The organism is Pseudomonas sp. NPDC086251, assembly GCF_044746405.1.
Taxonomy (GTDB): domain Bacteria; phylum Pseudomonadota; class Gammaproteobacteria; order Pseudomonadales; family Pseudomonadaceae; genus Aquipseudomonas.
This window is the reverse complement of sequence record NZ_JBIVBY010000018.1, coordinates 96,236-119,524: the sequence shown is the minus strand read 5'-3', so window position 1 is coordinate 119,524 and position 23,289 is coordinate 96,236. Positions and strand designations below refer to the sequence as shown.

The window sequence follows — 23,289 nt, the reverse complement described above, 5'->3', positions numbered from 1 at the left end:
TTGGCTCTATAAGGTGCTGGCATGACGCTGCGCGTGTTGTTCCTGTTGATGCTCTGCGTCTGGCAGCCGTTGATGGCGTCGGCCGGCGATTTGCCGATGCCCGAAAACGGCCCCGTGCTGCGCATCCAGGGTTCCAACACCATCGGCGCGGCATTGGGCCCGGCGCTGGTCGAAGGGTTGATGCGCGAACAGGGCCTGCTCAAGGTGCACAGCGAAGCCTCGGCCACCGTTAACGAATTGCGTGTCATCGGCGAAACCGCTCAAGGCCGGCGAGTGCTGGTGGAGGTCGCAGCCCACGGCTCCAGCACCGGATTCACAGCGCTGAAAGCCTTCACCGCCGACCTCGCCGCCTCGTCGCGTCCGATCAAGGACAGCGAGCTGGCAGACCTCAAAACCCTGGGCGATTTGAAAAGCCACGCCGCCGAGCAAGTCATTGCCATCGATGGGCTGGCGATCATCCTGCATCCGCACAACCCGCTGAACCAACTCAACACCGAACAACTGGCGCGAATCTTCAGCGGCGAAGCCAAAACCTGGGAAGAACTCGGCGGCAGCGGTGGGACAATTCATCTCTACGCGCGGGATGATCAATCCGGCACCTACGACACCTTCAAGGAATTGGTCCTCAGTCGTCGTGGGAAAACGCTTCACAGCGCGGCGAAACGCTTCGAATCCAGCGAGCAATTGTCCGACGCCGTCAGCCAGGACCCGCAAGGCATCGGTTTCATCGGCCTGCCTTACGTGCGCCAGGCCAAAGCCGTGGCGATTGCTGATGGCCAATCCCAAGCGATGTTGCCGCTGTATAGCCTGATCGCCACGGAAGACTATCCGTTGTCGCGACGGCTGTTCTTTTACTTGCCGCCCACTGGGAAAAACCCTTGGGCCGAAGCGTTGGTGGCATTCGCCCAGAGCAACAAGGGTCAGGCTATCGTCGCCGCCAATGGTTTTATTGCCCAGACCGTCCAGGCCATGGCCGTCACGCCGAACGCGCTGATGCCTGAGGGTTATCAGGCGCTCAGTCGTCATGCCCAACGGCTGTCGGTGAATTTCCGCTTCGAGGAAGGCAGCGCCAGCCTGGACAACAAGGCCCGACAGGACCTGTCGCGGGTGCTCGACTATATAAAGCAGCACGACAAGGCCAACCGGGAGGTGACGCTGGTGGGGTTTGGCGATGCCAAGAGCGACCCGGCGCGCGCCGATCTGTTGTCGAAGTTGCGGGCCATGGCGGTGCGGCGAGAACTGGTGAAAAGCGGCGTGGTGTTTCGCGAGATTCGCGGCTTTGGCGCCGAGATGCCGGTGGCGGCCAATAGCGCGGATGAGGGGCGGATCAAGAATCGGCGGGTTGAGGTTTGGGTGTATTGAGTCAGATGTTGCTGTGACGAATCGGCTGACGCCTTCGCGAGCAAGCCCGCTCCCACATTGATTGTGTGAACACTGGAGATCAAATGTGGGAGCGGGCTTGCTCGCGAATGGCAGGCGCTGCGGTCTTACTGCCCGCTACGCATCATTTCTTTAGGCACGTACTTGCCGATCTCGAACTTGCCGATCGCCGCGCGGTGCACTTCGTCCGGGCCGTCGGCCAGGCGCAGGGTGCGTTGCATGGCATACATGTAGGCCAGCGGGAAATCGTTGGACACCCCGGCCCCGCCATGAATCTGGATCGCCCGGTCGATCACCCGCAAAGCGACGTTCGGTGCGACGACCTTGATCTGCGCAATTTCGCTCTTGGCAATCTTGTTGCCGACGGTGTCCATCATGTACGCCGCTTTCAATGTCAGCAGGCGCGCCATGTCGATCTCCATCCGCGAATCGGCAATCTTGTCGATGTTGCCACCCAGGCGAGCCAGCGGTTTGCCGAACGCCGTACGGTTCACCGCGCGTTTGCACATCAGCTCCAGCGCACGCTCCGCCATGCCGATCGAACGCATGCAGTGGTGAATCCGGCCAGGGCCAAGGCGACCTTGAGCGATTTCGAAGCCGCGCCCTTCGCCCAACAGGACGTTTTCGTACGGTACCCGGACATTTTCGAACAGCACTTCAGCGTGGCCGTGCGGCGCGTCGTCGTAGCCGAACACCGGCAGCGGACGCACGATTTTCACGCCTGGGGCATCCACCGGCACCAGAATCATCGAGTGTTGGGCATGGCGCGGCGCGTCGGGATTGCTCAGGCCCATGAAGATCAGGATTTTGCAGCGCGGGTCGCAGGCGCCCGAGGTCCACCATTTTTTACCGTTGATCACCCACTCGTCGCCATCGCGCACGGCACGGGCAGCCATGTTGGTGGCGTCGGAGGACGCAACGTCCGGTTCGGTCATGGCGAACGCCGAGCGGATCTCGCCGCGCAACAGCGGTTCGAGCCAGCGTTGTTTCTGTTCTTCGTTGGCGTAACGCACCAGCACCTCCATGTTGCCGGTGTCTGGTGCGGAGCAGTTGAACGGCTCCGGGCCCAGCAGCGAACGCCCCATGATTTCCGCCAGGGGTGCGTATTCGAGGTTGGTCAGGCCGGCGCCGAGTTCCGACTCAGGCAGAAACAAATTCCAAAGGCCTTCCGCCTTGGCCTTGAGTTTGAGCTCCTCCATGATGGCCGTCGGCTGCCAGCGATCGCCCTCGGCGACCTGGCGCTCGAACACGGCTTCGGCGGGATATACGTAGGTGTCCATGAACGCGGTCACGCGCTCACGCAGTTCTTGCACCTTCGGCGAATAAGCGAAATCCATGGGCAGCTCTACCTTTTAACGGGGGTTGAGAGGGGTTGTTCAGGTCATGGAATCGATGCTAGAACAGCTACGAAAATTTACCTAGCCTATTCTCGGCGTGTATTAACATTCATCACCGATATATGATCGGGTGATTGCCAAGGCCCCCGGCCTTATCAAAACGCCCCAACAATAAGAGTGCAGCGCAATGAATCTGAGCAAGGTCGACCTCAACCTTTTCATCGTCTTCGACGCGATCTACACCGAAGCCAACCTGACCCGCGCCGGACAGATTGTCGGCATTACTCAACCGGCGGTTTCGAACGCTCTGGCCCGACTGCGCGAAACCTTCAACGATCCGTTGTTCGTGCGCACGGCTCAGGGCATGGTCCCGACGCCGATGGCCCAGAACATTATCGGGCCGGTGCGCAACGCCCTTTCGTTGCTGCGGGTGTCGGTGCAGGAAAGCCGCATCTTCAACCCGTTGCAGGCGGTCAAGACCTACCGCATCAGCATGACCGACCTCACTGAAGCGGTGATTCTGCCGCCGTTGTTCCAGCGCCTGCGTCGCCTGGCGCCGACGGTGATCATCGAGAGTTTCCTGTCGAAGCGCCGCGAGACCACCAAGGAACTGGCGGCCGGGCGCCTCGACTTCGCCGTGGATGCACCGCTCAACACCGACCCGCAAGTGCGCCACGTCAAGTTGATGGAAGACCGGTACGTGTGTGCGATGCGCAAGGGTCATCCGTTGGCGGGCAAGGAGAAGTTCACCCTCGATGATTACCTGTCGCTGACGCACATCCACATTTCCAGCCGCCGCAGCGGCTTGGGGCATGTCGACCTGGCGCTGGGCAAGATGGGGATTCAGCGCAAGATCGCCTTGCGCTCCCAGCATTACCTGATGGCCTCGCAAGTGTTGCAACAGACCGACATGGTCATGACCGTGCCGGAGCGCTTTGCCCGTCGCCATGAGTTGCACGCGTTTAATCTGCCGGTCAATGATGTGCCGCCGGTGGAAACCCACCTTTACTGGCACGAAAGCACCGACCAGGACCCGGCCAATCGCTGGATGCGCGAGCAGATGATCGAGTTGTGCCAGCAGGTGACGGCGCATGAGAAGAAGCTCGATAAGGTGTAGGGCTTTGTACCGCGTCATCGTTCTTCGCGGGCAAGCCTCGCTCCTACAGGAATTGTGCAAAACCTGTAGGAGCGAGGCTTGCCCGCGAAGGGGCCGTCAGCCGCACCATAAATCCCTGCCCCTTGACGTAAACGTCAACCTGCCATTAGCTTAGCGCCATGACCTTATTCGAGCGCTTCCATGAGCAGCCAGACCTATAGCATTTCCGACCTCGCCCGCGAGCTCGACATCACCACCCGGGCCATTCGCTTTTATGAAGAGCAAGGCTTGCTCAGCCCCGAGCGCCGTGGCCAGGAGCGCATCTATACGCCCCGCGACAAGGTCAGCCTGAAGCTGATTTTGCGGGGCAAGCGCATCGGCTTTTCACTGGCCGAATGCCGCGAACTGATCGAACTCTACGACCCGACCGGCGGCAATCAGAAACAGCTGCAAACCATGCTGACCAAAATCGCCGAGCGTCGCGAACAGCTGGAACAACAGATGCTCGACATCGAGCAGATGAAGCTGGAACTGGACACCGCGCAGGAGCGCTGCGTCCAGGCGTTGGAGCAGACCATCAAAAGCCAGCAGCTCGTGTAGGAGCTGAGCTTGCTCGCGAAAGCGTCAGGTCAGCCGACATCGATGTTGAAGGAAATACCGCTTTCGCGAGCAAGCTCTGCTCCTACAGGATTCTCACCGCATTCAGACACTCAGCACAGGTCGATTCCCATGTCCCTACCCACTCACGTACGCCTGGTCGAAGTCGGTCCCCGCGACGGTTTGCAGAACGAAGCCCAACCCATCAGCGTTGCGGACAAGGTGCAATTGGTCGACGCGCTGACCGCTGCTGGCCTGGGCTATATAGAAGTCGGCAGTTTCGTTTCGCCCAAATGGGTGCCGCAGATGGCCGGTTCCGCCGAGGTCTTCGCGCAGATCCAGCGCAAGCCCGGCGTGACCTATGGCGCACTCGCCCCCAACCTGCGCGGGTTTGAAGACGCGATCGCCGCCGGGGTCAAGGAAGTCGCGGTGTTTGCGGCGGCGTCCGAAGCGTTTTCCCAGCGCAACATTAATTGCTCGATCAGCGAAAGCCTGGAGCGTTTCGTGCCGATCATGGACGCCGCCAAACAGCATGGCGTCAGCGTGCGCGGTTACGTTTCGTGTGTGCTGGGCTGCCCCTACGAAGGTAACGTCGCACCGGAACAAGTCGCCCGGGTCGCCCGCGAGCTCTATGCCATGGGCTGTTACGAAGTGTCCCTCGGCGACACCATCGGCACCGGTACCGCCGGCGCAACCCGCAAGATGTTCGACGTGGTCTCGGCCGAGGTGCCACGGGAGAAACTGGCCGGGCATTTCCACGACACCTACGGCCAGGCCATGGCCAACATCTACGCCAGCCTGCTCGAAGGCATCGCGGTGTTCGACAGTTCAATCGCCGGCCTTGGCGGCTGCCCCTACGCCAAGGGCGCCAGCGGTAACGTCGCCACCGAAGACGTGGTGTACCTGCTCAATGGCCTGGGCATCCACACCGGAATCGACCTGGACGCATTGATTGTGGCCGGCCAACAGATTTGCAGCGTGCTGGGCCGCCCTACTGGTTCGCGCGTGGCCAAGGCTCGCAGCGCACAGTGAGCGCGTGGATGTGTCCGGGTGTTACCGCACCCTCAGGAACGTGGGCGAAAGCGAGTAACACGGAAACAAAATGCCGGCGTTTGGCCGAACGAAAAATCCTGCAAAATCACAAACTATTGATTTTAAAGGGTTTTTAAAAGTTGGCACGGCTTCTGCTATCTCTACTGCATAACAAGAACAAAAAAAGCGGCAAACCTAATAAAAATAAGACGTAACGACTCTGACATAACAAAAACAACACGGCAGAGACGCAGCTAACAGATTTTTTTGGAGAGGATGTGCTTTTCAGGGTGCTTTTCGAAGTAACCCGCAACCGGGCAGAGAACAATAAAACTACCTTCAGGTAGCTCCCGAACTGGTTGGATCGCTCAGCGAAAAAGTAGATCAGCGCTCAAAAAAATACGTTTGCTCTTGATCCCGGATGGGGATCGATAAAAACAGCGGTAAAGGGTCACGGTTGCTAAAAACAAAAACAGACCGCCCCTCAATAATAAAAAAAGAGCACGCGCAACGACAAAATTAAAGGGGAGCTTCGGCTCCCCTTTGTGCTGTCTGCGTTTTACAAAACCAGTAGGAGCGAGGCTTGCCCGCGAAAGCGCCCGCTCAGTCGACATCAATGTTGAATGATGAATCGTCTTCGCGGGCAAGCCTCGCTCCTACGGCTTCGCTTTGAGCTCCGCGATGCTTATCTCGCGCATCCGGAATTTCTGGATCTTGCCGGTCACGGTCATCGGGAATTCCTCGACGAACTTGAAGTGACGCGGTGTCTTGAAATGCGCGATGCGCTCCTTGCACCAGGCTTGCAGTTCCTGCTCGGTAGCGCTGTGGCCGGGGTGGAACTTGATCCAGGCGACAATCTCTTCGCCATAACGCGAACACGGAATGCCGATCACCTGCACGTCCGCCACCGCCGGGTGGGTAAAGAAGAACTCTTCCAGCTCGCGCGGGTAAATATTCTCACCGCCGCGGATGATCATGTCTTTGTTCCGCCCGGCAATGCACACGTAGCCCTCGTCGTTCATGCTCGCCAAGTCACCGGTGTGCATCCAGCCCGCCTGGTCAATGGCTTCCGCCGTCCCTTGCGGATTGTTCCAGTAGCCGAGCATCACGCTGTAACCGCGAGTGCACAGCTCACCGATGGTGCCGCGCGGCACGAGGTTGCCCGCTTCGTCGATGATTTTGCTTTCCAGTTGCGGCTGGGTGCGGCCGACAGTGGTAACGCGTAATTCCAGCTCGTCTGACGGACCGGTTTGCAACGACACCGGACTTGTTTCCGTCATGCCGTAGGCAATCTGCACTTCGCTCATGTGCATTTCGCTGATGACCCGGCGCATGACCTCGATTGGACAGGTCGCCCCAGCCATGATCCCGGTGCGCAGGCTCGACAGATCGAATTCGGCGCGTTTTGGCTGATCGAGCATGGCGATGAACATGGTCGGTACGCCGTAGAGCGCGGTGGCCTTTTCTTCGGCGACGGTGCTCAGGGTCAGCAGCGGATCGAACGCATCGTTGGGGTAAATCATCGTGCTGCCGTGGGTGATGCAACCGAGGTTGCCCATGACCATGCCGAAGCAGTGATACAGCGGCACCGGAATCACCAACCGATCATTGGCGGTCAAACCGAGGCTTTCGCCGACCATGTAACCGTTGTTGAGGAGGTTGTAGTGACTGAGGGTGGCGCCCTTGGGGAAACCGGTGGTGCCGGAGGTGTACTGGATGTTCACCGCCTGGTCGAAATGCAGACTGTCCTGGCGTTCGTGCAAGTGTTCAACCGAGATGCCATTAGCCAGATCGGCCAGTTGCGACCACGGCAGGAAACCCGAAGGTGGCTGCGCATCCAGGCTGATAACTCCGCGCAACTCCGGCAGGCGCTCGCACTGCAACTTGCCGATGGATTGCTCTGCCAGTTCCGGCACCAGGCCTTGCAGCATGGCGTGGTAGTCGGACGTCTTGAAGGCACCGGCGCAGACCAGCCATTGGCAGCCGGATTGCTTCAATACGTATTCGAGTTCGGAGCTGCGATAGGCCGGGTTGATGTTGACCAGAATCACGCCGATTTTCGCACTGGCAAACTGGCTGATGCACCATTGGGCACAGTTCGGTGCCCAGATGCCCAGACGATCACCGGCCTGCAAGCCCAACGCCAACAGCGCCCGGGCGTGTAAGTCCACGGCTGCGGACAGTAGCTGCCACGTATAGCGCAACTGTTGATGACGCACGACCAGCGCCTCCCCGTTCGGGTACTGGGCGACGGTGTTATCGAATGCCTGACCGATGGTCATCGCCAGCAGCGATTTTTCCTGAGAACCACGGGTATAGCTGCGCTGCGGGCTTGCACTGGGTTGATCCATGACGACCCCTATTGTCTTTATTAGTGGGTATTACGGCGACCCCTTGTGGGAGCGGGCTTGCTCGCGAAAGCGTCGGATCAGTCGACATCAATGCTGAATGACAAACCGCTTTCGCGAGCAAGCCCGCTCCCACAGGGTTGGCTCACCTTTATGAACTGGCTCTACTCTCGCTCAAGTTGACGTTAACGTAAAGGGTGATTGACAGCCATTCGTCACAGGCTTACGTTAACGTAAAGGTGAGAGCCAAATCACAGCCCTCCCCGCCCTACAAAAAAGCCAAAAGGTGACCCATGAGCTACCCATCCCTGAACTTTGCCCTCGGTGAAACCATCGACATGCTGCGCGATCAGGTTCAGTCCTTCGTCGCCAAAGAGATCGCCCCGCGCGCCGCTCAGATCGACATCGACAACCTGTTCCCCGCCGACCTGTGGCGCAAATTCGGCGACATGGGCCTGCTCGGCGTGACCGTGCCGGAAGAGTACGGCGGCGCTGGCCTGGGTTACCTGGCGCATGTGGTCATCATGGAAGAAATCAGCCGTGGCTCGGCCTCGGTCGCCCTGTCCTACGGCGCGCACTCCAACCTCTGTGTCAACCAGATCAATCGCAACGGCAATCACGAGCAGAAAAGCAAATACCTGCCGAAGCTGATCAGCGGCGAGCACATCGGCGCCCTGGCCATGAGCGAGCCGAATGCCGGTTCCGACGTGGTGTCGATGAAACTGCGCGCCGACAAACGCGGCGATCATTACGTCCTGAACGGCAGCAAGACCTGGATCACCAACGGCCCGGACGCCAACACCTACGTGATCTACGCCAAGACCGACCTGGAAAAAGGCCCCCACGGCATTACCGCGTTCATCGTTGAACGGGATTCCAAAGGCTTCAGCCGCAGCAACAAATTCGACAAGCTCGGCATGCGCGGCTCGAACACCTGCGAACTGTTCTTCGACGACGTTGAAGTGCCGGAAGAAAACATCCTCGGCGTGCTCAACGGCGGCGTGAAAGTGCTGATGAGCGGCCTCGATTACGAACGCGTCGTGCTGTCCGGCGGCCCGACCGGGATCATGCAGTCATGCATGGACCTGATCGTCCCGTACATTCACGACCGCAAGCAGTTCGGCCAAAGCATCGGCGAATTCCAGCTGATCCAGGGCAAAGTCGCCGACATGTACACCCAACTCAACGCCAGCCGCGCCTACCTGTATGCGGTGGCCCAGGCTTGCGAACGCGGCGAAACCACGCGCAAGGACGCCGCCGGGGTAATCCTTTACAGCGCCGAACGCGCCACGCAAATGGCCCTCGACGCGATCCAGATTCTCGGTGGCAATGGCTACATCAACGAATTCCCGGCCGGTCGTCTGCTGCGTGACGCCAAGCTGTACGAAATCGGCGCCGGCACCAGTGAGATCCGTCGCATGCTGATCGGTCGCGAACTGTTCAACGAAACCCGCTAAACGGAGCTGTCCATGGCTATCCTGCATACCCAGCTCAACCCCCGTTCGGCGGAGTTCGCCGCCAACAGCGCGGCGATGCTCAAACAGGTCGACGCCCTGCATACCCTGCTCGCCCAAGTGCAGCAAGGTGGCGGCCCGAAAGCTCAAGAACGCCACACTTCGCGGGGCAAATTGCTGCCCCGCGAGCGCATCAATCGTTTGCTCGATCCGGGCTCGCCGTTTCTCGAGATCAGCCAATTGGCGGCCTACGAGGTATACGGCGAAGACGTTCCAGCCGCTGGCGTGATTGCCGGGATCGGCCGTGTGGAAGGCGTCGAATGCATGATCGTCGCCAACGATGCCACGGTGAAAGGTGGTTCGTACTACCCGCTGACCGTGAAAAAACACCTGCGCGCCCAGACCATCGCCCAGCAAAACCGCCTGCCGTGCATTTACCTGGTGGACTCGGGCGGTGCCAACCTGCCGCGTCAGGATGAAGTGTTCCCGGACCGCGAACACTTCGGCCGGATCTTCTTCAACCAAGCCAACATGAGCGCCATGGGCATTCCGCAGATCGCGGTGGTCATGGGTTCGTGCACGGCCGGCGGTGCTTATGTGCCGGCCATGGCCGATGAAGCGATCATGGTGCGCGAGCAAGCGACGATTTTCCTTGCTGGCCCGCCGCTGGTAAAAGCCGCCACGGGTGAAGTGGTCAGCGCCGAAGACCTCGGCGGTGCCGATGTGCACTGCAAGATTTCCGGGGTCGCCGACCATTATGCCGAGAGCGACGAACACGCCTTGGCCATTGCCCGACGCAGCATCGCCAACCTCAACTGGCGCAAGCTCGGCGAAGTGCAGCAGCGCGCGCCAATCGCCCCGCTTTATAGCAGTGACGAGTTGTACGGCGTTGTTTCGGCGGACGCCAAGCAGCCGTTCGACGTGCGCGAAGTGATTTCGCGGTTGGTCGACGGTTCGGTGTTCGACGAGTTCAAGGCACTGTTCGGGACGACGCTGGTGTGTGGCTTTGCCTACTTGCACGGCTACCCGATCGCGATCCTCGCCAACAACGGCATCCTCTTCGCCGAGGCCGCGCAGAAAGGCGCGCACTTCATCGAACTGGCCTGTCAGCGTGGCATCCCGCTGCTGTTCCTGCAAAACATCACCGGCTTCATGGTCGGCCAGAAATACGAGGCCGGTGGCATCGCCAAGCACGGCGCGAAACTGGTGACCGCCGTGGCCTGCGCCAAGGTGCCAAAATTTACCGTGATCATCGGCGGCAGTTTCGGCGCCGGCAACTATGGTATGTGCGGCCGGGCTTACGATCCGCGGTTCCTGTGGATGTGGCCGAACGCGCGGATCGGCGTGATGGGTGCCGAACAAGCCGCCGGCGTGCTGGTGCAGGTCAAGCGGGAACAGGCCGAACGCAGTGGCCAGGGTTTCAGCGCCGAGCAGGAAGCCGAGATCAAGCAACCGATCCTCGACCAGTACGAAGAGCAGGGGCATCCGTATTATTCCAGCGCTCGCTTGTGGGACGACGGCGTCATCGACCCGGCACAGACCCGCGATGTACTGGCCCTGGCCTTGTCGGCGTCGCTGAACGCGCCAATCGAATCGAGCCGCTTCGGCGTGTTCCGGATGTGATCCTGTAGGAGCGAGGCTTGCCCGCGAAAGCGTCGGTACATCCAGCATCGATGTGACTGACAAATTGCTTTCGCGGGCAAGCCTCGCTCCTACACGAATGAGTTGTGGAGACGTAACACATGAGCGACTTCAACACCCTCGAACTGCTGACCGACCCACGGGGTTTTGCGACCCTGTGGCTCAGCCGTGAAGAAAAGAACAACGCGTTCAATGCCGAAATGATCCGCGAACTGATCCTCGCCCTGGACAAGGTGTCGAGCGATGCCAGCCTGCGATTCCTGTTGGTGCGCGGCCGTGGCAAACACTTCAGCGCCGGCGCCGATCTGGCCTGGATGCAGCAATCGGCCGAACTCGATTACCACACCAACCTCGACGACGCCCGGGAACTGGCGGAGTTAATGTACAACCTCGCGAAGCTGAAAATCCCGACCCTCGCCGTTGTGCAAGGCGCGGCATTTGGCGGCGCGCTGGGCCTGATCAGTTGCTGCGACATGGCCATCGGTGCCGATGACGCGCAGTTCTGCCTGTCGGAAGTGCGCATCGGCCTGGCCCCGGCGGTGATCAGTCCGTTCGTGGTGCAAGCCATTGGCGAACGCGCGGCGCGGCGCTACGCGTTGACCGCCGAACGTTTCCGCGGGCAACGGGCACGGGAAATCGGCCTGTTGTCCGAGAGTTATCCGGCCACTGAACTGGAACAGATCGTCGAACAGTGGATCGACAACCTGCTGCTCAACAGCCCGGCCGCCATGCGCGTCAGCAAGGACTTGTTGCGTGAAGTCGGCAACGGTGCACTGACCCCGGCCCTGCGACGCTACACCGAAAACGCGATCGCCCGAATTCGCGTCAGTCCCGAAGGCCAGGAAGGTCTGCGGGCCTTTCTGCAAAAACGCCCGCCGAGCTGGCAAGCCGCAACCACCACCAAGGAGCCGCGTTGATGAGCGCACCTGTCATTACCTCGCTGCTGGTGGCCAACCGTGGCGAAATCGCTTGCCGCGTGATGCGCACCGCCAAGGCCCTGGGCCTGACCACCGTGGCCGTGCACAGCGCCACCGACCGTGACGCCCGGCACAGCCGCGAAGCGGATATCCGCGTCGACCTCGGTGGCAGTAAAGCCGCCGACAGCTACCTGCAAATCGACAAACTGATCGCCGCCGCCAAGGCCAGCGGCGCCCAGGCGGTTCATCCGGGTTATGGCTTTCTTTCCGAGAACGCCGGGTTCGCCCGCGCCATCGAAGCAGCGGGCCTGATTTTCCTCGGCCCACCCGCCTCGGCCATCGACGCAATGGGCAGCAAATCCGCCGCCAAAGCCTTGATGGAAACCGCCGGCGTGCCGCTGGTGCCGGGCTATCACGGTGAAGCGCAAGACCTCGACACCTTCCGCGATGCCTGCGAACGCATCGGTTATCCGGTGCTGCTCAAAGCCACGGCCGGTGGTGGAGGCAAAGGCATGAAGGTGGTCGAGGACGTCAGCCAACTGGCCGAAGCCCTGGCCTCGGCCCAGCGTGAAGCGAAATCCTCGTTCGGCGATTCGCGGATGCTGGTCGAGAAATACCTGCTCAAGCCGCGCCACGTGGAGATCCAGGTGTTCGCCGATCAACACGGCAACTGCCTGTACCTCAACGAACGCGACTGCTCGATTCAGCGTCGGCACCAGAAAGTCGTCGAAGAAGCACCGGCGCCCGGTTTGAGCCCCGAACTGCGTCGCGCCATGGGCGAAGCCGCCGTGCGTTCGGCACAGGCCATCGGTTACGTCGGCGCCGGTACCGTGGAGTTTCTGCTGGATTCGCGCGGCGAGTTCTTCTTCATGGAGATGAACACGCGCCTGCAAGTCGAACACCCGGTCACCGAAGCCATCACCGGCCTCGACCTGGTGGCCTGGCAGATACGCGTCGCCCGTGGCGAAGCGCTGCCGATGACACAGGCCGAGGTTCCGCTAGTGGGTCATGCGATCGAAGTGCGGCTGTATGCCGAAGACCCGAGCCATGATTTCCTGCCCGCCACCGGGCGTCTGGAGTTGTATCGCGAATCCGCCGAAGGCCCGGGACGACGGGTCGACAGTGGCGTCGAGGAAGGCGATGAGATCTCGCCGTTCTACGACCCGATGCTCGGCAAGCTGATTGCCTGGGGCGAGGACCGTGAACAGGCGCGCTTGCGCCTGCTGAGCATGCTCGATGAATTTGCGATTGGCGGGCTCAAGACCAACATCAACTTTCTGCGCCGGATCATCGGCCACCCGGCGTTTGCCGCCGCCGAACTGGATACCGGATTCATTCCGCGCTATCAGGAACAACTGCTGCCAGCAACTGCCGACCTTAGCGATGAGTTCTGGCAAGCCGCCGCCCAGGCGTTTGCCCAGAGCCAGCCGCGTACAACCCGCGCCGATGACCTGAGTTCGCCGTGGGCCAACAGCAACGGTTTCCGCGCGGGCCTGCCGACAGAAATCACCCTGCACTTGAGCTGCGAAGGACAAGACCGCGCGCTGACTCTGGGCGTGTCCGATGCGCACACGGCACAGCTCAAGGGCGAACAATTGCTGACCGAGCACGATGGCGTGCGCCGCCAGCTTCGGGCAATCCGCCGTGGTGATTTCGTGTACCTGCAATGGGAAGGTGAATTGCGCCGCATCGAGTCTTATGACCCGATCAGTGCCGTCGAAGCCAGTCATAGCCATCAAGGCGGGCTCACCGCGCCTATGAACGGCAGCATCGTGCGGGTCTTGGTCGAGGTCGGGCAAACGGTCGAAGCCGGTGCACAGTTGGTGGTGCTGGAAGCAATGAAGATGGAGCACAGCATTCGTGCGCCACACGCAGGCGTTATCAAAGCGCTGTATTGCCAGGAAGGCGAAATGGTCAGCGAAGGCAGTGCGCTGGTCGAGTTGGAAGAAGCCTGAAACGAAGATCGGTCCTACGACTTGCGAGGACCGATCTGATCAGAACTTGGCTGTTGCCTGAACCACCACGCCGATGATTCGGCACTCTTCGGTAAACAGGGCTTTCGGATACGTCGGATTGAGCGGGACCAGGTAACGCTGCCCGCCCTCTTCGATCAGCTTGCGAAACGTCGCCTCGGCGCTGTCCTGCCACCGCGCGATCACCAACTTTCCGGGTTCCGGCACAATGGCCGGGTCCACCAGGATCATCATGCCCTCGGCGATACTGATGCCGCTGGGCGCGGTCATCGCATCACCCACCACACTCAGCCAGAAAGCCGGACCCTGGGCGTGGTAGTCGGTCAGCTCATAGCGCTCCTTGCTGCACAGCTTCAGCTCACCCTCGCGCGCCTCAGCCGGCTCCCGCCAGTCGCTGACCGGATAGCGGAAGTACGGGTTGTACTTGTGCGCCAGCGGCATCTCGTCAGCGTCCGGGACGAGTGGCTCGCGGATCACCAGCGCCACTTCGAGAAAGTCCATTCCGAGCGCTTTCAACACGCGATTCATGTTATCGATGCCGGGCTCGCGGCGTTTATTCAGCCAGTGGCCGACGCCGCCCTGGGACATCCCGAGGCGTTCAGCGAGTATCTCTTGAGTGATTTTGAGTTCACTCATCTTGGCCTTGACCAATTCAATCCATTTATCCATGTGCGGCACGATACGTGGGCGCCTCCGGCCATCAAAACACAACTTGTAGTATTTAAATTCTCGTCACAAATACACTTCGTACTAGGATTGGTTCACGGATCTGAATCTAACACGGAGCTTGCCCCCGCCATGAATATCCCCAGCAATGACCTGCCTGACCTGCAAATCGACACCAGCCTCACTTCCCCTCAAGGCTCTGCCGCCGCGCAGCGCGCACTGGACTATTACTTGAAACCAGCTGTGTCAGAAGAGGTGGTCGAGGAGCGTTTCTTTGATGTGAACCGCAACATCAGCTGCGAAGAGGCGTTGGTCCATGCGTCGGATCTGCTGCGTTGTGCCGCCGCGACCGCCTTCGAGTCAGCCAACAACCTGCAAGGCGCACCTCGGGATCTGGCGTTTTCGACCGTGCACATGATCGACATGGCCAAGGCGATGGTGGATCGGTCCCTGGAGGGCCATCAGAACGGGTGAAGCGAGGGTGTTTACAAGGAGGACGGGAAAGAATTTTCCAATCGCGCAGATAAAATCATTTGACTTGCAAACGAGAATGATTATTATTGCATGCAGCTGGTCGCGAGATCAGTCGATTGTCCAAGGGACCTTAGGTCGGTCTCCTGGACTCTCTCCTCATCAGGCTAATCACGGTTTTTGACCCGGCTTTTTGCCGGGTCTTTTTTTTGCCAGTTATTCTGGCTTTACCTTCAGGCTAATGAAGTCTTTAGGTGCTGCAAATTCGAATGGCGCGGATGATATCAAAAGAATGTCCGTTGGCAAGAGATGCCCGGCATCATTGGGCCAAACTAATGAAAAATAGCACTTGAGAATCAATTGCACAGTCTCTAAGCTGCGTCGGCGTCAAGGAGGACGCCCCCCTTTCACCCCGCAATTTCCCCCGGTTTTGGACTCATAGGCGTTGCGCACCGCTATATGGATATTCCAACACCTGACCATGATTGGCCTCTAGGCTCGTAGAGTGGCCACTACGCTATATGGAAATCCTGGGGCTGATATGTGACGATCTTCCATATAGTGCACACCGAAAGACAGGGTTGCTCTGCTCAATGCTCAGCTGCGAAAACACGACTCCAATCTCGAACTACCAATTCCCGACACGCGGTTTCTGATCCACCGAAGCAGCGTCGCGAGACAGCCATCATCTTTGATTCAGTTACATAGCAAATTGGCTCTCCCTGCTCGTCAAGAAAAACTCCGCCCGCTCCTCTTAACAATGCATGCCCGGCAACTACGTCATGTGCAGATACCGCGCAGAGAGAAACAGCACAAATACCATCTCCTGCAGCTACTTTTGCAAGCCTATAGGCAATTGAGGGCATCGCAACAAAGCGGCTGGGCGAGCAAAGTTCGCGATTGATACTTGGTAGGTTCACGGCAGCTGAACTGACCATCACGCAAGTGCTGCTCGATAACTGTTTACCCGTAAGCTTGGTCATCACTGGCTTGCCATTGCGCAACAAGTTGGGCAAGCCTTCAGCCCAAGCGATGTAGTCAGGGATACCTTCTATTGTCACGGGTGCATAAACTACACCCAATACTGGGATTTGTTTGTATAGGAGGCCAACTGAAATAGCTGACCCTTTGAGCCCCCTCAGAAAATCACTTGTGCCGTCATTAGGGTCAACAACCCAACACCAAGGGTGTCCCGTAAGGATGTGTCCGGTTTCCTCACCCCAGAAGTCGCAGGAATGCAGGCCAATTAATTGTTGACGCAAAACAAATTCAATTTCGACATCCACTACTGCTTTGTCGCCCTGCCCCCTTGGCCCATCTACCCGCTCCCATTCTGTTGAAAGTAGTTGCCCTACCCGCAAAACCGCATCAATGACTTGGGAAAGCAGCGTTGTAAGGTCAAATTTTTCCGGTTGAGGTTTGTTCAGCGCACCACTGAGTCTTCCTGTTGTCTCATATAACGCACCGAGTCGTACAACAGCATCCAAAAATCGATTCGTGGCATTAGTAGATCTCGTAGCCATCAATCGCTGGGCTTCTGTCTCAAATTGAACCTTCATAGACCATTTCTTTGTTTTTGCTTTGCGTCTTCCTTTCATTGCCGCCCCTGCACGCTTGATAAAAAATAGCGCCTGATGTCGTTTATTCGAGATTAAATACCCCCCTCTTTCACCAACGCGATTTAGTAAGGATTAGGCCGACCGAACTCAGACGCTGGTTGCTTGCGACAGTCAACACAAAGGGAGCTTTCGAGCCATTCTACGAAAAATGATACCTCTTGATCGTTTTCAACAAAGCACATCAGAAAACGGCCAGCAGCTGCTGACGGTAATCCTTCGAAAAACTAATTTGAAAGGACGTTACGGCTGCCAAATCGTTCGTCGATAAAAAACGCCCCGCAGCAGCGATAGGTGCAGAGCCGCATTTTTTGTCCGACTCATCTTGCGGGGAGGGACCGGCATCATCGGTTACGAACGACGCATCGGGCCTAGGCTCCCCCACTGCGCACAGGACTGCCAAATCCTCAGGCAGATCTTCAGCAATGCGCTGGGAAAATCGCTTTAGTGATGGCTCCGCCAGAACAAACAACCAGGCTTGTTCATCAATCTCGCCTGTACGTCGAAGAACCCTGCCCAGAACCTGACGATAGTGCAGTTCTGTTCGTATACGACTGAGGTAACAGCAAACCTGTAACCGGGGAATATCGGTCCCCTCACTGACCATTCCTACAGCAACTATCCAACGACAGTCACTATTTTTGAAATCGTTGATCACCCGCTGTGCATCTGGCGTTCTGGTGGTTACAATCTGGAAGCTTTCTCCCTTACTCTTCAATGCCGAAGCGACTTGGTGAGCGTGTTCAATGTTCGTGGCCACCACCAAGCCAGCTGCATCCGGTTTGAGCTTACGGACGCTATCAAGCTTCTCACTTCCCAGGTTGAGCAACTGGTTGAGCGCGTCCTCATGACAAAGTAGGTCCTCGTATGAAACTGGAGACTCACGCAACAGCTTAGCGATGCTAGGAAACAGTCTGACGGTACTGCCATTATCAACATCTTCCGTGAGCCTTAACATCTGATTATCCAACAGAACGATGCGAGGAGATCGGCAAACACCATCGGTAATGGCTTCTTTCAGCCCATAGCGATAATCGCAGATCAGTCGCCCTTCAGGGTTAGAGTACCGAGCCAGAGCGATGCCCCTGTCATCAGAGCGCCATGGCGTACCAGATAGAGCCAAGGTGAACGCTGCACGATCTTGCATTCTCTGGAGAATCTGTTGCCCCCAAGCATTGCTCAACAGCGGGTCGTAACCAGAGCAGTGATGAATCTCATCGAATACTGCAAAAACGCGGTAGTCATCGAAAAGCTTCCAGAAGGCTTCGTCTTGATACTCCATCGCTTGATAGGTGCTGGCAGCTCCGACGGCACCAATTAGGCCATCCAGACGTTTACCAAGCACAGCAGAGAATGTTGACCGAAAACCATCCACGACTTGACATGACGGTGCGAAACATAGCACCAGATCAATCTTGCCTTGCTCTAACAGGCACCGGGCCAACTCTGCCGCCATACGCGTCTTCCCCGCGCCCGGTGTTGCCTGACAGAAGAAATGCGGTGTAGTGATGTAGTGCTCTAGCGCAGTTTCAATGCATTTGCTCTGCCACTTTCTCGGCGATGCTCTCATCGTGTCGACATCACCGTCTTCAGTGTCTTTTCGACAGCTCGAAGATGACCCAGCAGACGAGAGCTTCGGTCCCGGGCTTCGAGATATTCACCCTCCACTTGGTCTTTGAGATGCGGCATTTCGTCGAGGAGCTGCTTATAACGCTCTGCCTCTCCCATCGACGAAAGGAAGTCGAGCCGAATCTCTTTGAGTATGGATTCCAGGTGCTCAGTCACGACTGCCACAGACCGCTCTGGGCCAATGCTCTGAGGGCTGTCTTGCAGCTGTTTGTTCAGAGACTTAACGCTGTTTTCATATCCGTAATCCATGAGTTCGATCTGCACGTTCGCTGGAAGGGATTGCAAGTGGTAGATCTGACCTCTTTTTTTACGTTTTTCGTCCTGAATGACCCACCCGATACGCAGCATGCGCCGGATCTGCTCATACACATATCTGCGCAGGTCACTGCTACTGAAGGTCATGCCCTCCAAGTGTTTAGCGTACGCATCGCGCAAATCCTGGGTCGTAAACTGGCTATGGTTCCCCTGCTGAAACAGGTCGTAGAGCCGCCTGTCGACGATGAATGAATCCGATTTCATACAGGCACCTGGAAGGGAAAATCGCGGAACAACCAAAATACGGATTATAATCCGTGGTTGATCTATCCGCAAACGCAGGATAGTGCCGCCTCAGTGGGAACCGAGGCGGTTATGCATAAGCTTGCAAAGGCATTGGGCGAAAAGATACGGGTAAAAAGGAAGGCCAAAGGACTCTCTCAAGATGCCTTGGCACTTTCCTGCAAAGTCGATCGAAGCTACATGGGGCGCATTGAGCGTGGTGAGGTGAATATCACTGTGGAGAAGCTGTACCGTATAGCAAACACATTGGAATGTGAGCCAAAGAGCCTCCTTCCGGAAACGCTTCATCTTCACGAGTTAGCTTCCGATTTTCCGGACTAGTAAACGATCCGCATTGAGCCAACTGGCTCCATAGCGATCTCAGTTTGAGATTTCGCACCCCACCCTTCATTTCTTCTGCGTTCACCGTCTCGCTGGCTGCGCAGGTGGCCCACCTCGTGAAATATGGCGAAGCAGATCACTATCGGGGGCTAACCAAACCCACAGGACCGATTTAAGACACGGCTCGTGTCTGAGGCAGTTGCACTGAAAAGCTAAGCTGCCACTCTGCCTTGAAGATAAAATAGGATTTGGGGCGTGGCTGTCGGCAAGACTTGCCTCCCCTCATACAATTTTGAATTGCTAGATACTATGGGAAAAAAGGGCGAAACATGGAGGCGACCCATACTTGCGAAATCTATGCACGACAAGATTTACCGTACCTATCGAGACCGGCTGAGAGCGCTCATCGATATACCCACGGCGCTTCAGACCAGTACATCCACAAGACAATAGCGACTGGTTTCTCGCCGTTTAGCGTCAAGCGAATTTGCGACCACGGCAAAATAAGCAGCCGACAGCGCAACCAGATAATTCCACTTAAGACACTAACAGGAAGGCGTCGCGTGGCCAGCGCCTGACGGCCGGTGAGAGCAACCGCCTGTTTCGACATGCGCATATTCTGGCCATGGGCGAGGCGCTCTTCGGAGAATACGAGAAAGTCACCGGTTGGCTCTCGAAGCCTAAAGAGCGCTGTTCAGGGAAAAGCCCGATTACGATGCTTTCTACCGTCGAGGGCACCCACCAGGTTAAGAAGATGCTTGTTCGATTGCAGAAGGTTTAGCATTTTAATTCCTCGGCATATGGCGCTTTAGCCGCGTTACTTAACACCTCCTTTCGGTAGATCGAATTGGTTCGTCGTATTGCGATATTTGCTCGGGCCCGCTATTCAAGCACAACGTGTCAATCTCACGACATATGGGCGCACAACAAACCCGAAAGGGTCTGCGACAAAAAATTTTGGACTCACAGCGTGGTGAAACTCAGCTGAATCAAAAGATCTCGATCCCCATTCCAGCTCGCCAAACCGTCCATAAAAGGACTTGGGAGCTTATATCCTGATCCTAAAACAGCTATCTGGATTTCTGGCAATTTGGCACATAATTTCCCAGTCAGCTGATACCACCATCCACACGCACAAGACTTCCTGTAACAAAGCTACTGAAAGGGCTGGCCAAGTAAAGCGCGGCCGTCACAACTTCATGCGGCTGACCTGGTCGCCCCAATGCATTGTCGAACTTTTCGCGCGCTTCGACGGGCCAAGCCTTTGCCACATCAGTCAAGAATGGTCCGGCGGATAAGGTATTGAACCTGACCTTTGGCCCATATTCCTTTGCCAAGGATTCGGTCATTGCATTGAGAGCCGCTTTGGCTCCGCAATAAGGCACCACTGCCGGCAAAGGCCGTAGTGCACCTGTGCTGCTTACGTTAATGACAACCCCGCCATCACCGCCAGACATACGAGACGCCACCAGCGCGCTTAAACGAAAAGGGCCTTTGAAGTTGACCTCCACCACCTTGTCGAACAAGGCTTCGCCAGTTTCGTGGGAGGCCGGCGCCAGAGGAGACATTCCGGCGTTGTTGACCAGGATGTCGATGCGACCAAACTCGGCATATGCCTTTTCGACCAATGCATCGATTTCCGCCCACTTACCCATATGACAAGCAAGAGGCAACGCTCTCCGACCCAGCGAGGTGATCTCGGCGGCGACCTCTTGGCACGCCTCAAACTTGCGACTGACAATAATCACATCAGCACCCTGAAGGGCATAAGCCAGAGCGATTTCTCTACCCAGGCCCCGGCTGCCTCCGGTCACAAGTGCGACTTTTCCGGAGAGGTCAAAATAGTCGATCTTGTCCACCATGCTCACCCCAGGTAGTCCCTGAATTTATCCAACGCCGCCGCTCGGCGCGATACCAGATGCTCGGTTGGAAACAGTCCCGGCGCCGGTTGGTAACGTTTGAGCAGGTTTTTAGCGACGGTCACCTTATGAACTTCAGTCGGGCCATCGACCAACCCCATGCAAGCGGCATAGGTCCACATTTGACCCAGGGCCATTTCATCCGACACACCGAGCGAACCATGGACCTGCATGGTGCGCTGGACGATGTCGTGGTAGATCTTCGGCGCAGCCGCTTTGATCGCGGCGATGTACATCTGATTGGCCTTGTAGTCGTGGCCGTTATCGATCCTCCATGCAGTCTCCAGAACCAGCAAACGGTATTGCTGAAGCTCGCTAAAGGAGTCGGCGAGGTAGTGCTGGACGATCTGCTTGTTGGCCAGCGGCTCACCTTTGGTGACTCGCGACAGTGCACGTTCGGCCATCATGTCGAGAGCCTTCTGGCACTGACCAACCGTACGCATAGCATGGTGAACCCGACCGCCACCAAGGCGCGCCTGTGCCACCGCGAAACCTTTGCCGACTTCACCAAGCAAGGCATCCGCTGGAACCCGCACGTTTTCGTAGCGGATATAGGCGTGAGCACCCTCCCCTGGATTTTCACCATATACACCTGGGTTACGCAGGATGTTGACACCTGGAGTGTTGGTCGGTACCAACAGCATCGACGTACCGGCATACACCGGTACGGCCGGGTCAGTCACGCACATCACGATCAAAAAAGCCGCATAACGGGCATTGGAGGAGAACCATTTCTCCCCGTTGATCACCCACTCATCGCCTTCACGTACCGCTGTGGTGGCGAACACGGAAGGGTCAGCACCACCCTGCGGCTCGGTCATCGAATAACAAGACACGATGTTTCCATCGAGCAATGGCTGCAGGTACGTGGCCTTTTGTTGCTCGGTACCAAACATGGCCAGGATCTCGGCATTGCCGGTATCCGGTGCGGCCGTCCCGAATACGGTAGGCGCCCAACTGGAACGACCGAGAATTTCATTCATCAGTGCCAGTTTGATCTGCCCGTAGCCCTGACCACCCAGCTCCGCCCCCAGATGACAGGCCCACAGTTCCTGTCTGCGCACTTCATCGCTGAGCGGTTTGATGATCGCTCGAGCAACGTGATTGCTGGTGTCGTACGGTGCGCTCATATCTGGCCAGAGCGTATCCAGCGGCTCTATCTCTTCTTTGACGAAACGACTCATCCAATCGAGCTTTTCTTGAAACGCCGGTTCAGTACTGAAGTCCCACATGGTTATCGACCTTCGCTGGTTGATCAGGAAACAAGAGTGGCGAAACGCAAACCGCGCTGAACCATGGCCGGGACGTCATGTTCCATCCGGGCATGGACCTCGTGGGTGGACTTGCCGGCTACATAGCGGGCGTATGCGCCCTCCATAATGATTGCCAGTTTGAACATCGACAGCGCCATGTAGTAATTCAACCGGGAAATATCCAGACTGGTTTTATCCGCGTAGCGCCGCGCAAGTTCCTGCCGGGTGGGCATCCATTGCCAGTCGATGTAGTTGGCATAGGTCGCCTCTTCATCTGCCTCCTGCCATCCGGCAAGCATCCAGCCCAAGTCGAGAAGTGGGTCGCCGATAGTCGCCATCTCCCAGTCGACAATGGCACTGAGCTTGACCGGCTCACTCGCGTCATACATGACATTGATGAACTGGTAATCACCATGAATCAGTGCCGAACGCTGCATTGCCGGGGTATTCGCTGCGAGCCACTGCCCTAGTTGTTCAAGCCCTGGGAGATCACGAACCTTGTAGCGCTCAAGCTGCGCATTCCAACGTGAGACCTGGCGCTCGAGAAATTGCTCGGGCTTGCCGAAACCGTCCAGGCCGATGGCCTGCCAGTCGGTGTTTGCCAACTCTGCTAAGGCATCGACCAGCTCGAACGCCATTTGCCGAGAGGCCTCGGGGTTGCCTTCTATGCCGTCGGGCAAAGGCGATTTACCGGTAAAACCGGCATGCCATTCGAGCAATGCGAACGGCGCTCCAATGACCTCGGAATCTTCGCAAGCCGCCACCAGCCTGGTGTGCGGAATCTCTGTGCCGGCAATGGCACGCAGCAGTTTCATCTCGCGCAGGATGTTGTTGGAGCTCGCGTCATTGGCTACCAAAGGCGGTCGACGGAGCGCGAACTGGCGATCGTTGACGTCGACTTTGTAGATCAGATTGCTCGCACCGCCCTGTACTGCGCTCACGCTCAAGGACTGGACGGGGCCCACTTCAGTTTCCAGCCAATCGCGTAAACGGGCCAGGTCCGGCAAAGGTGTTGTTTCGAGGGTCATTTCGGAACTCCTTTATTTGCGGCAATGATTTAGCAGATCAAACAATATCACTA

21 protein-coding genes are annotated in these 23,289 nt (G+C 57.6%); 11 read left to right on the top strand and 10 right to left on the bottom strand.

Going from position 1 to position 23,289, the window contains the following annotated elements; translation table 11 throughout:
• Positions 1–21: 21 nt before the first annotated feature.
• Positions 22–1,362 carry a substrate-binding domain-containing protein gene (locus tag ACIPL2_RS21290; RefSeq protein WP_401359325.1) on the top strand — a complete coding sequence of 447 codons (1,341 nt, stop codon included), beginning with the start codon at positions 22–24 and terminating at the stop codon, positions 1,360–1,362.
• A 125-nt stretch (positions 1,363–1,487) separates the two neighbouring features.
• Here ACIPL2_RS21290 and ACIPL2_RS21285 read toward each other — a convergent pair whose 3' ends face one another.
• Positions 1,488–2,717 (bottom strand): acyl-CoA dehydrogenase, encoded by a 1,230-nt coding sequence (locus tag ACIPL2_RS21285; protein ID WP_401359322.1) that lies wholly within the window; start codon positions 2,715–2,717, stop codon positions 1,488–1,490.
• 187 nt (positions 2,718–2,904) lie between these two features.
• Here ACIPL2_RS21285 and ACIPL2_RS21280 point away from each other — a divergent pair, with 187 nt between their 5' ends.
• The 3 genes from ACIPL2_RS21280 (at position 2,905) to ACIPL2_RS21270 (ending at position 5,442) form a co-directional block, all read left to right on the top strand.
• Positions 2,905–3,834 carry a LysR family transcriptional regulator gene (locus ACIPL2_RS21280; RefSeq protein WP_059406575.1) on the top strand — a complete coding sequence of 310 codons (930 nt, stop codon included), beginning with the start codon at positions 2,905–2,907 and terminating at the stop codon, positions 3,832–3,834.
• A gap of 180 nt (positions 3,835–4,014) precedes the next feature.
• Positions 4,015–4,413 (top strand): MerR family DNA-binding transcriptional regulator, encoded by a 399-nt coding sequence (locus tag ACIPL2_RS21275; RefSeq protein ID WP_059406574.1) that lies wholly within the window; start codon positions 4,015–4,017, stop codon positions 4,411–4,413.
• Positions 4,414–4,542: 129 nt separating this feature from the next.
• Positions 4,543–5,442 carry a hydroxymethylglutaryl-CoA lyase gene (locus ACIPL2_RS21270; protein WP_401359318.1) on the top strand — a complete coding sequence of 300 codons (900 nt, stop codon included), beginning with the start codon at positions 4,543–4,545 and terminating at the stop codon, positions 5,440–5,442.
• A gap of 368 nt (positions 5,443–5,810) precedes the next feature.
• Here ACIPL2_RS21270 and ACIPL2_RS21265 read toward each other — a convergent pair whose 3' ends face one another.
• The gene (locus tag ACIPL2_RS21265; protein ID WP_401359316.1) at positions 5,811–6,089 is read right to left on the bottom strand and encodes a hypothetical protein; all 279 of its coding nucleotides are present in this window, start codon (positions 6,087–6,089) and stop codon (positions 5,811–5,813) included.
• A gap of 9 nt (positions 6,090–6,098) precedes the next feature.
• The gene (locus ACIPL2_RS21260) at positions 6,099–7,793 is read right to left on the bottom strand and encodes an AMP-binding protein (protein ID WP_401359314.1); all 1,695 of its coding nucleotides are present in this window, start codon (positions 7,791–7,793) and stop codon (positions 6,099–6,101) included.
• Between the two features lie 290 nt (positions 7,794–8,083).
• Between ACIPL2_RS21260 and ACIPL2_RS21255 the strand changes: the two genes are divergently transcribed.
• From ACIPL2_RS21255 to ACIPL2_RS21240, 4 genes are all read left to right on the top strand, one after another.
• On the top strand, positions 8,084–9,247 hold the full coding sequence (locus tag ACIPL2_RS21255; protein ID WP_169374004.1) for an isovaleryl-CoA dehydrogenase: 1,164 nt from the start codon (positions 8,084–8,086) through the stop codon (positions 9,245–9,247).
• A gap of 12 nt (positions 9,248–9,259) precedes the next feature.
• Complete coding sequence (locus ACIPL2_RS21250; RefSeq protein ID WP_401359312.1) at positions 9,260–10,867, top strand: carboxyl transferase domain-containing protein; 1,608 nt, start codon at positions 9,260–9,262, stop codon at positions 10,865–10,867.
• A 119-nt stretch (positions 10,868–10,986) separates the two neighbouring features.
• The gene (locus ACIPL2_RS21245; RefSeq protein WP_401359309.1) at positions 10,987–11,802 is read left to right on the top strand and encodes a gamma-carboxygeranoyl-CoA hydratase; all 816 of its coding nucleotides are present in this window, start codon (positions 10,987–10,989) and stop codon (positions 11,800–11,802) included.
• Positions 11,802–13,757: an acetyl/propionyl/methylcrotonyl-CoA carboxylase subunit alpha gene (locus ACIPL2_RS21240; RefSeq protein WP_401359307.1), complete on the top strand. Its 1,956-nt coding sequence runs from the start codon at positions 11,802–11,804 to the stop codon at positions 13,755–13,757. The genes ACIPL2_RS21245 and ACIPL2_RS21240 overlap by 1 nt, the downstream gene beginning before the upstream one ends.
• Positions 13,758–13,796: 39 nt before the next feature.
• Here ACIPL2_RS21240 and ACIPL2_RS21235 read toward each other — a convergent pair whose 3' ends face one another.
• On the bottom strand, positions 13,797–14,444 hold the full coding sequence (locus tag ACIPL2_RS21235; RefSeq protein ID WP_401359305.1) for a LexA family protein: 648 nt from the start codon (positions 14,442–14,444) through the stop codon (positions 13,797–13,799).
• A 129-nt stretch (positions 14,445–14,573) separates the two neighbouring features.
• Between ACIPL2_RS21235 and ACIPL2_RS21230 the strand changes: the two genes are divergently transcribed.
• Positions 14,574–14,915, top strand: coding sequence for a DUF6124 family protein (locus tag ACIPL2_RS21230; protein ID WP_401359302.1), 342 nt, complete (start codon positions 14,574–14,576; stop codon positions 14,913–14,915).
• A 587-nt stretch (positions 14,916–15,502) separates the two neighbouring features.
• On the opposite strand, the gene ACIPL2_RS21225 is transcribed toward ACIPL2_RS21230, so the two are convergent.
• The 3 genes from ACIPL2_RS21225 to ACIPL2_RS21215 form a co-directional block, all read right to left on the bottom strand.
• Positions 15,503–16,510, bottom strand: a complete 1,008-nt coding sequence (locus ACIPL2_RS21225) for an inositol monophosphatase family protein (protein WP_401359299.1) — start codon at positions 16,508–16,510, stop codon at positions 15,503–15,505.
• Between the two features lie 202 nt (positions 16,511–16,712).
• Complete coding sequence (locus ACIPL2_RS21220; protein ID WP_401359297.1) at positions 16,713–18,098, bottom strand: DEAD/DEAH box helicase; 1,386 nt, start codon at positions 18,096–18,098, stop codon at positions 16,713–16,715.
• A complete protein-coding gene (locus tag ACIPL2_RS21215; protein ID WP_401359294.1) occupies positions 18,095–18,676 on the bottom strand; it encodes a hypothetical protein in 582 nt (193 codons plus the stop codon). Before ACIPL2_RS21215 ends, ACIPL2_RS21220 begins: the two co-directional genes overlap by 4 nt.
• A gap of 111 nt (positions 18,677–18,787) precedes the next feature.
• Here ACIPL2_RS21215 and ACIPL2_RS21210 point away from each other — a divergent pair, with 111 nt between their 5' ends.
• Together ACIPL2_RS21210 and ACIPL2_RS21205 are read left to right on the top strand one after the other, a co-directional pair.
• A complete protein-coding gene (locus ACIPL2_RS21210) occupies positions 18,788–19,036 on the top strand; it encodes a helix-turn-helix domain-containing protein (RefSeq protein WP_401359291.1) in 249 nt (82 codons plus the stop codon).
• A 625-nt stretch (positions 19,037–19,661) separates the two neighbouring features.
• On the top strand, positions 19,662–19,817 hold the full coding sequence (locus ACIPL2_RS21205; protein ID WP_401359288.1) for an MbcA/ParS/Xre antitoxin family protein: 156 nt from the start codon (positions 19,662–19,664) through the stop codon (positions 19,815–19,817).
• A 328-nt stretch (positions 19,818–20,145) separates the two neighbouring features.
• On the opposite strand, the gene ACIPL2_RS21200 is transcribed toward ACIPL2_RS21205, so the two are convergent.
• Genes ACIPL2_RS21200 through ACIPL2_RS21190 form a run of 3 tightly spaced genes read right to left on the bottom strand, consistent with a single transcriptional unit; the run spans position 20,146 to position 23,236 of the window.
• Positions 20,146–20,898, bottom strand: a complete 753-nt coding sequence (locus tag ACIPL2_RS21200) for an SDR family NAD(P)-dependent oxidoreductase (protein WP_401359285.1) — start codon at positions 20,896–20,898, stop codon at positions 20,146–20,148.
• A 2-nt stretch (positions 20,899–20,900) separates the two neighbouring features.
• A complete protein-coding gene (locus ACIPL2_RS21195; protein ID WP_401359283.1) occupies positions 20,901–22,187 on the bottom strand; it encodes an acyl-CoA dehydrogenase family protein in 1,287 nt (428 codons plus the stop codon).
• 23 nt (positions 22,188–22,210) lie between these two features.
• Positions 22,211–23,236 (bottom strand): phosphotransferase family protein, encoded by a 1,026-nt coding sequence (locus ACIPL2_RS21190; RefSeq protein ID WP_401359280.1) that lies wholly within the window; start codon positions 23,234–23,236, stop codon positions 22,211–22,213.
• Positions 23,237–23,289 lie beyond the last annotated feature (53 nt).

Bases quoted from the DNA above. Each gene is read 5' to 3' on its own strand.
- ACIPL2_RS21215 (WP_401359294.1), bottom strand. From the start codon at position 18,676: ATGAAATCGGATTCATTCATCGTCGACAGGCGGCTCTACGACCTGTTT.
- ACIPL2_RS21255 (WP_169374004.1), top strand. From the start codon at position 8,084: ATGAGCTACCCATCCCTGAACTTTGCCCTCGGTGAAACCATCGACATG.
- ACIPL2_RS21260 (WP_401359314.1), bottom strand. From the start codon at position 7,793: ATGGATCAACCCAGTGCAAGCCCGCAGCGCAGCTATACCCGTGGTTCT.
- ACIPL2_RS21220 (WP_401359297.1), bottom strand. From the start codon at position 18,098: ATGAGAGCATCGCCGAGAAAGTGGCAGAGCAAATGCATTGAAACTGCG.
- ACIPL2_RS21235 (WP_401359305.1), bottom strand. From the start codon at position 14,444: ATGGATAAATGGATTGAATTGGTCAAGGCCAAGATGAGTGAACTCAAA.
- ACIPL2_RS21190 (WP_401359280.1), bottom strand. From the start codon at position 23,236: ATGACCCTCGAAACAACACCTTTGCCGGACCTGGCCCGTTTACGCGAT.
- ACIPL2_RS21280 (WP_059406575.1), top strand. From the start codon at position 2,905: ATGAATCTGAGCAAGGTCGACCTCAACCTTTTCATCGTCTTCGACGCG.
- ACIPL2_RS21230 (WP_401359302.1), top strand. From the start codon at position 14,574: ATGAATATCCCCAGCAATGACCTGCCTGACCTGCAAATCGACACCAGC.
- ACIPL2_RS21240 (WP_401359307.1), top strand. From the start codon at position 11,802: ATGAGCGCACCTGTCATTACCTCGCTGCTGGTGGCCAACCGTGGCGAA.
- ACIPL2_RS21210 (WP_401359291.1), top strand. From the start codon at position 18,788: ATGCATAAGCTTGCAAAGGCATTGGGCGAAAAGATACGGGTAAAAAGG.
- ACIPL2_RS21245 (WP_401359309.1), top strand. From the start codon at position 10,987: ATGAGCGACTTCAACACCCTCGAACTGCTGACCGACCCACGGGGTTTT.
- ACIPL2_RS21205 (WP_401359288.1), top strand. From the start codon at position 19,662: ATGGGCGAGGCGCTCTTCGGAGAATACGAGAAAGTCACCGGTTGGCTC.
- ACIPL2_RS21195 (WP_401359283.1), bottom strand. From the start codon at position 22,187: ATGTGGGACTTCAGTACTGAACCGGCGTTTCAAGAAAAGCTCGATTGG.
- ACIPL2_RS21250 (WP_401359312.1), top strand. From the start codon at position 9,260: ATGGCTATCCTGCATACCCAGCTCAACCCCCGTTCGGCGGAGTTCGCC.
- ACIPL2_RS21275 (WP_059406574.1), top strand. From the start codon at position 4,015: ATGAGCAGCCAGACCTATAGCATTTCCGACCTCGCCCGCGAGCTCGAC.
- ACIPL2_RS21285 (WP_401359322.1), bottom strand. From the start codon at position 2,717: ATGGATTTCGCTTATTCGCCGAAGGTGCAAGAACTGCGTGAGCGCGTG.
- ACIPL2_RS21270 (WP_401359318.1), top strand. From the start codon at position 4,543: ATGTCCCTACCCACTCACGTACGCCTGGTCGAAGTCGGTCCCCGCGAC.
- ACIPL2_RS21200 (WP_401359285.1), bottom strand. From the start codon at position 20,898: ATGGTGGACAAGATCGACTATTTTGACCTCTCCGGAAAAGTCGCACTT.
- ACIPL2_RS21290 (WP_401359325.1), top strand. From the start codon at position 22: ATGACGCTGCGCGTGTTGTTCCTGTTGATGCTCTGCGTCTGGCAGCCG.
- ACIPL2_RS21225 (WP_401359299.1), bottom strand. From the start codon at position 16,510: ATGAAAGGAAGACGCAAAGCAAAAACAAAGAAATGGTCTATGAAGGTT.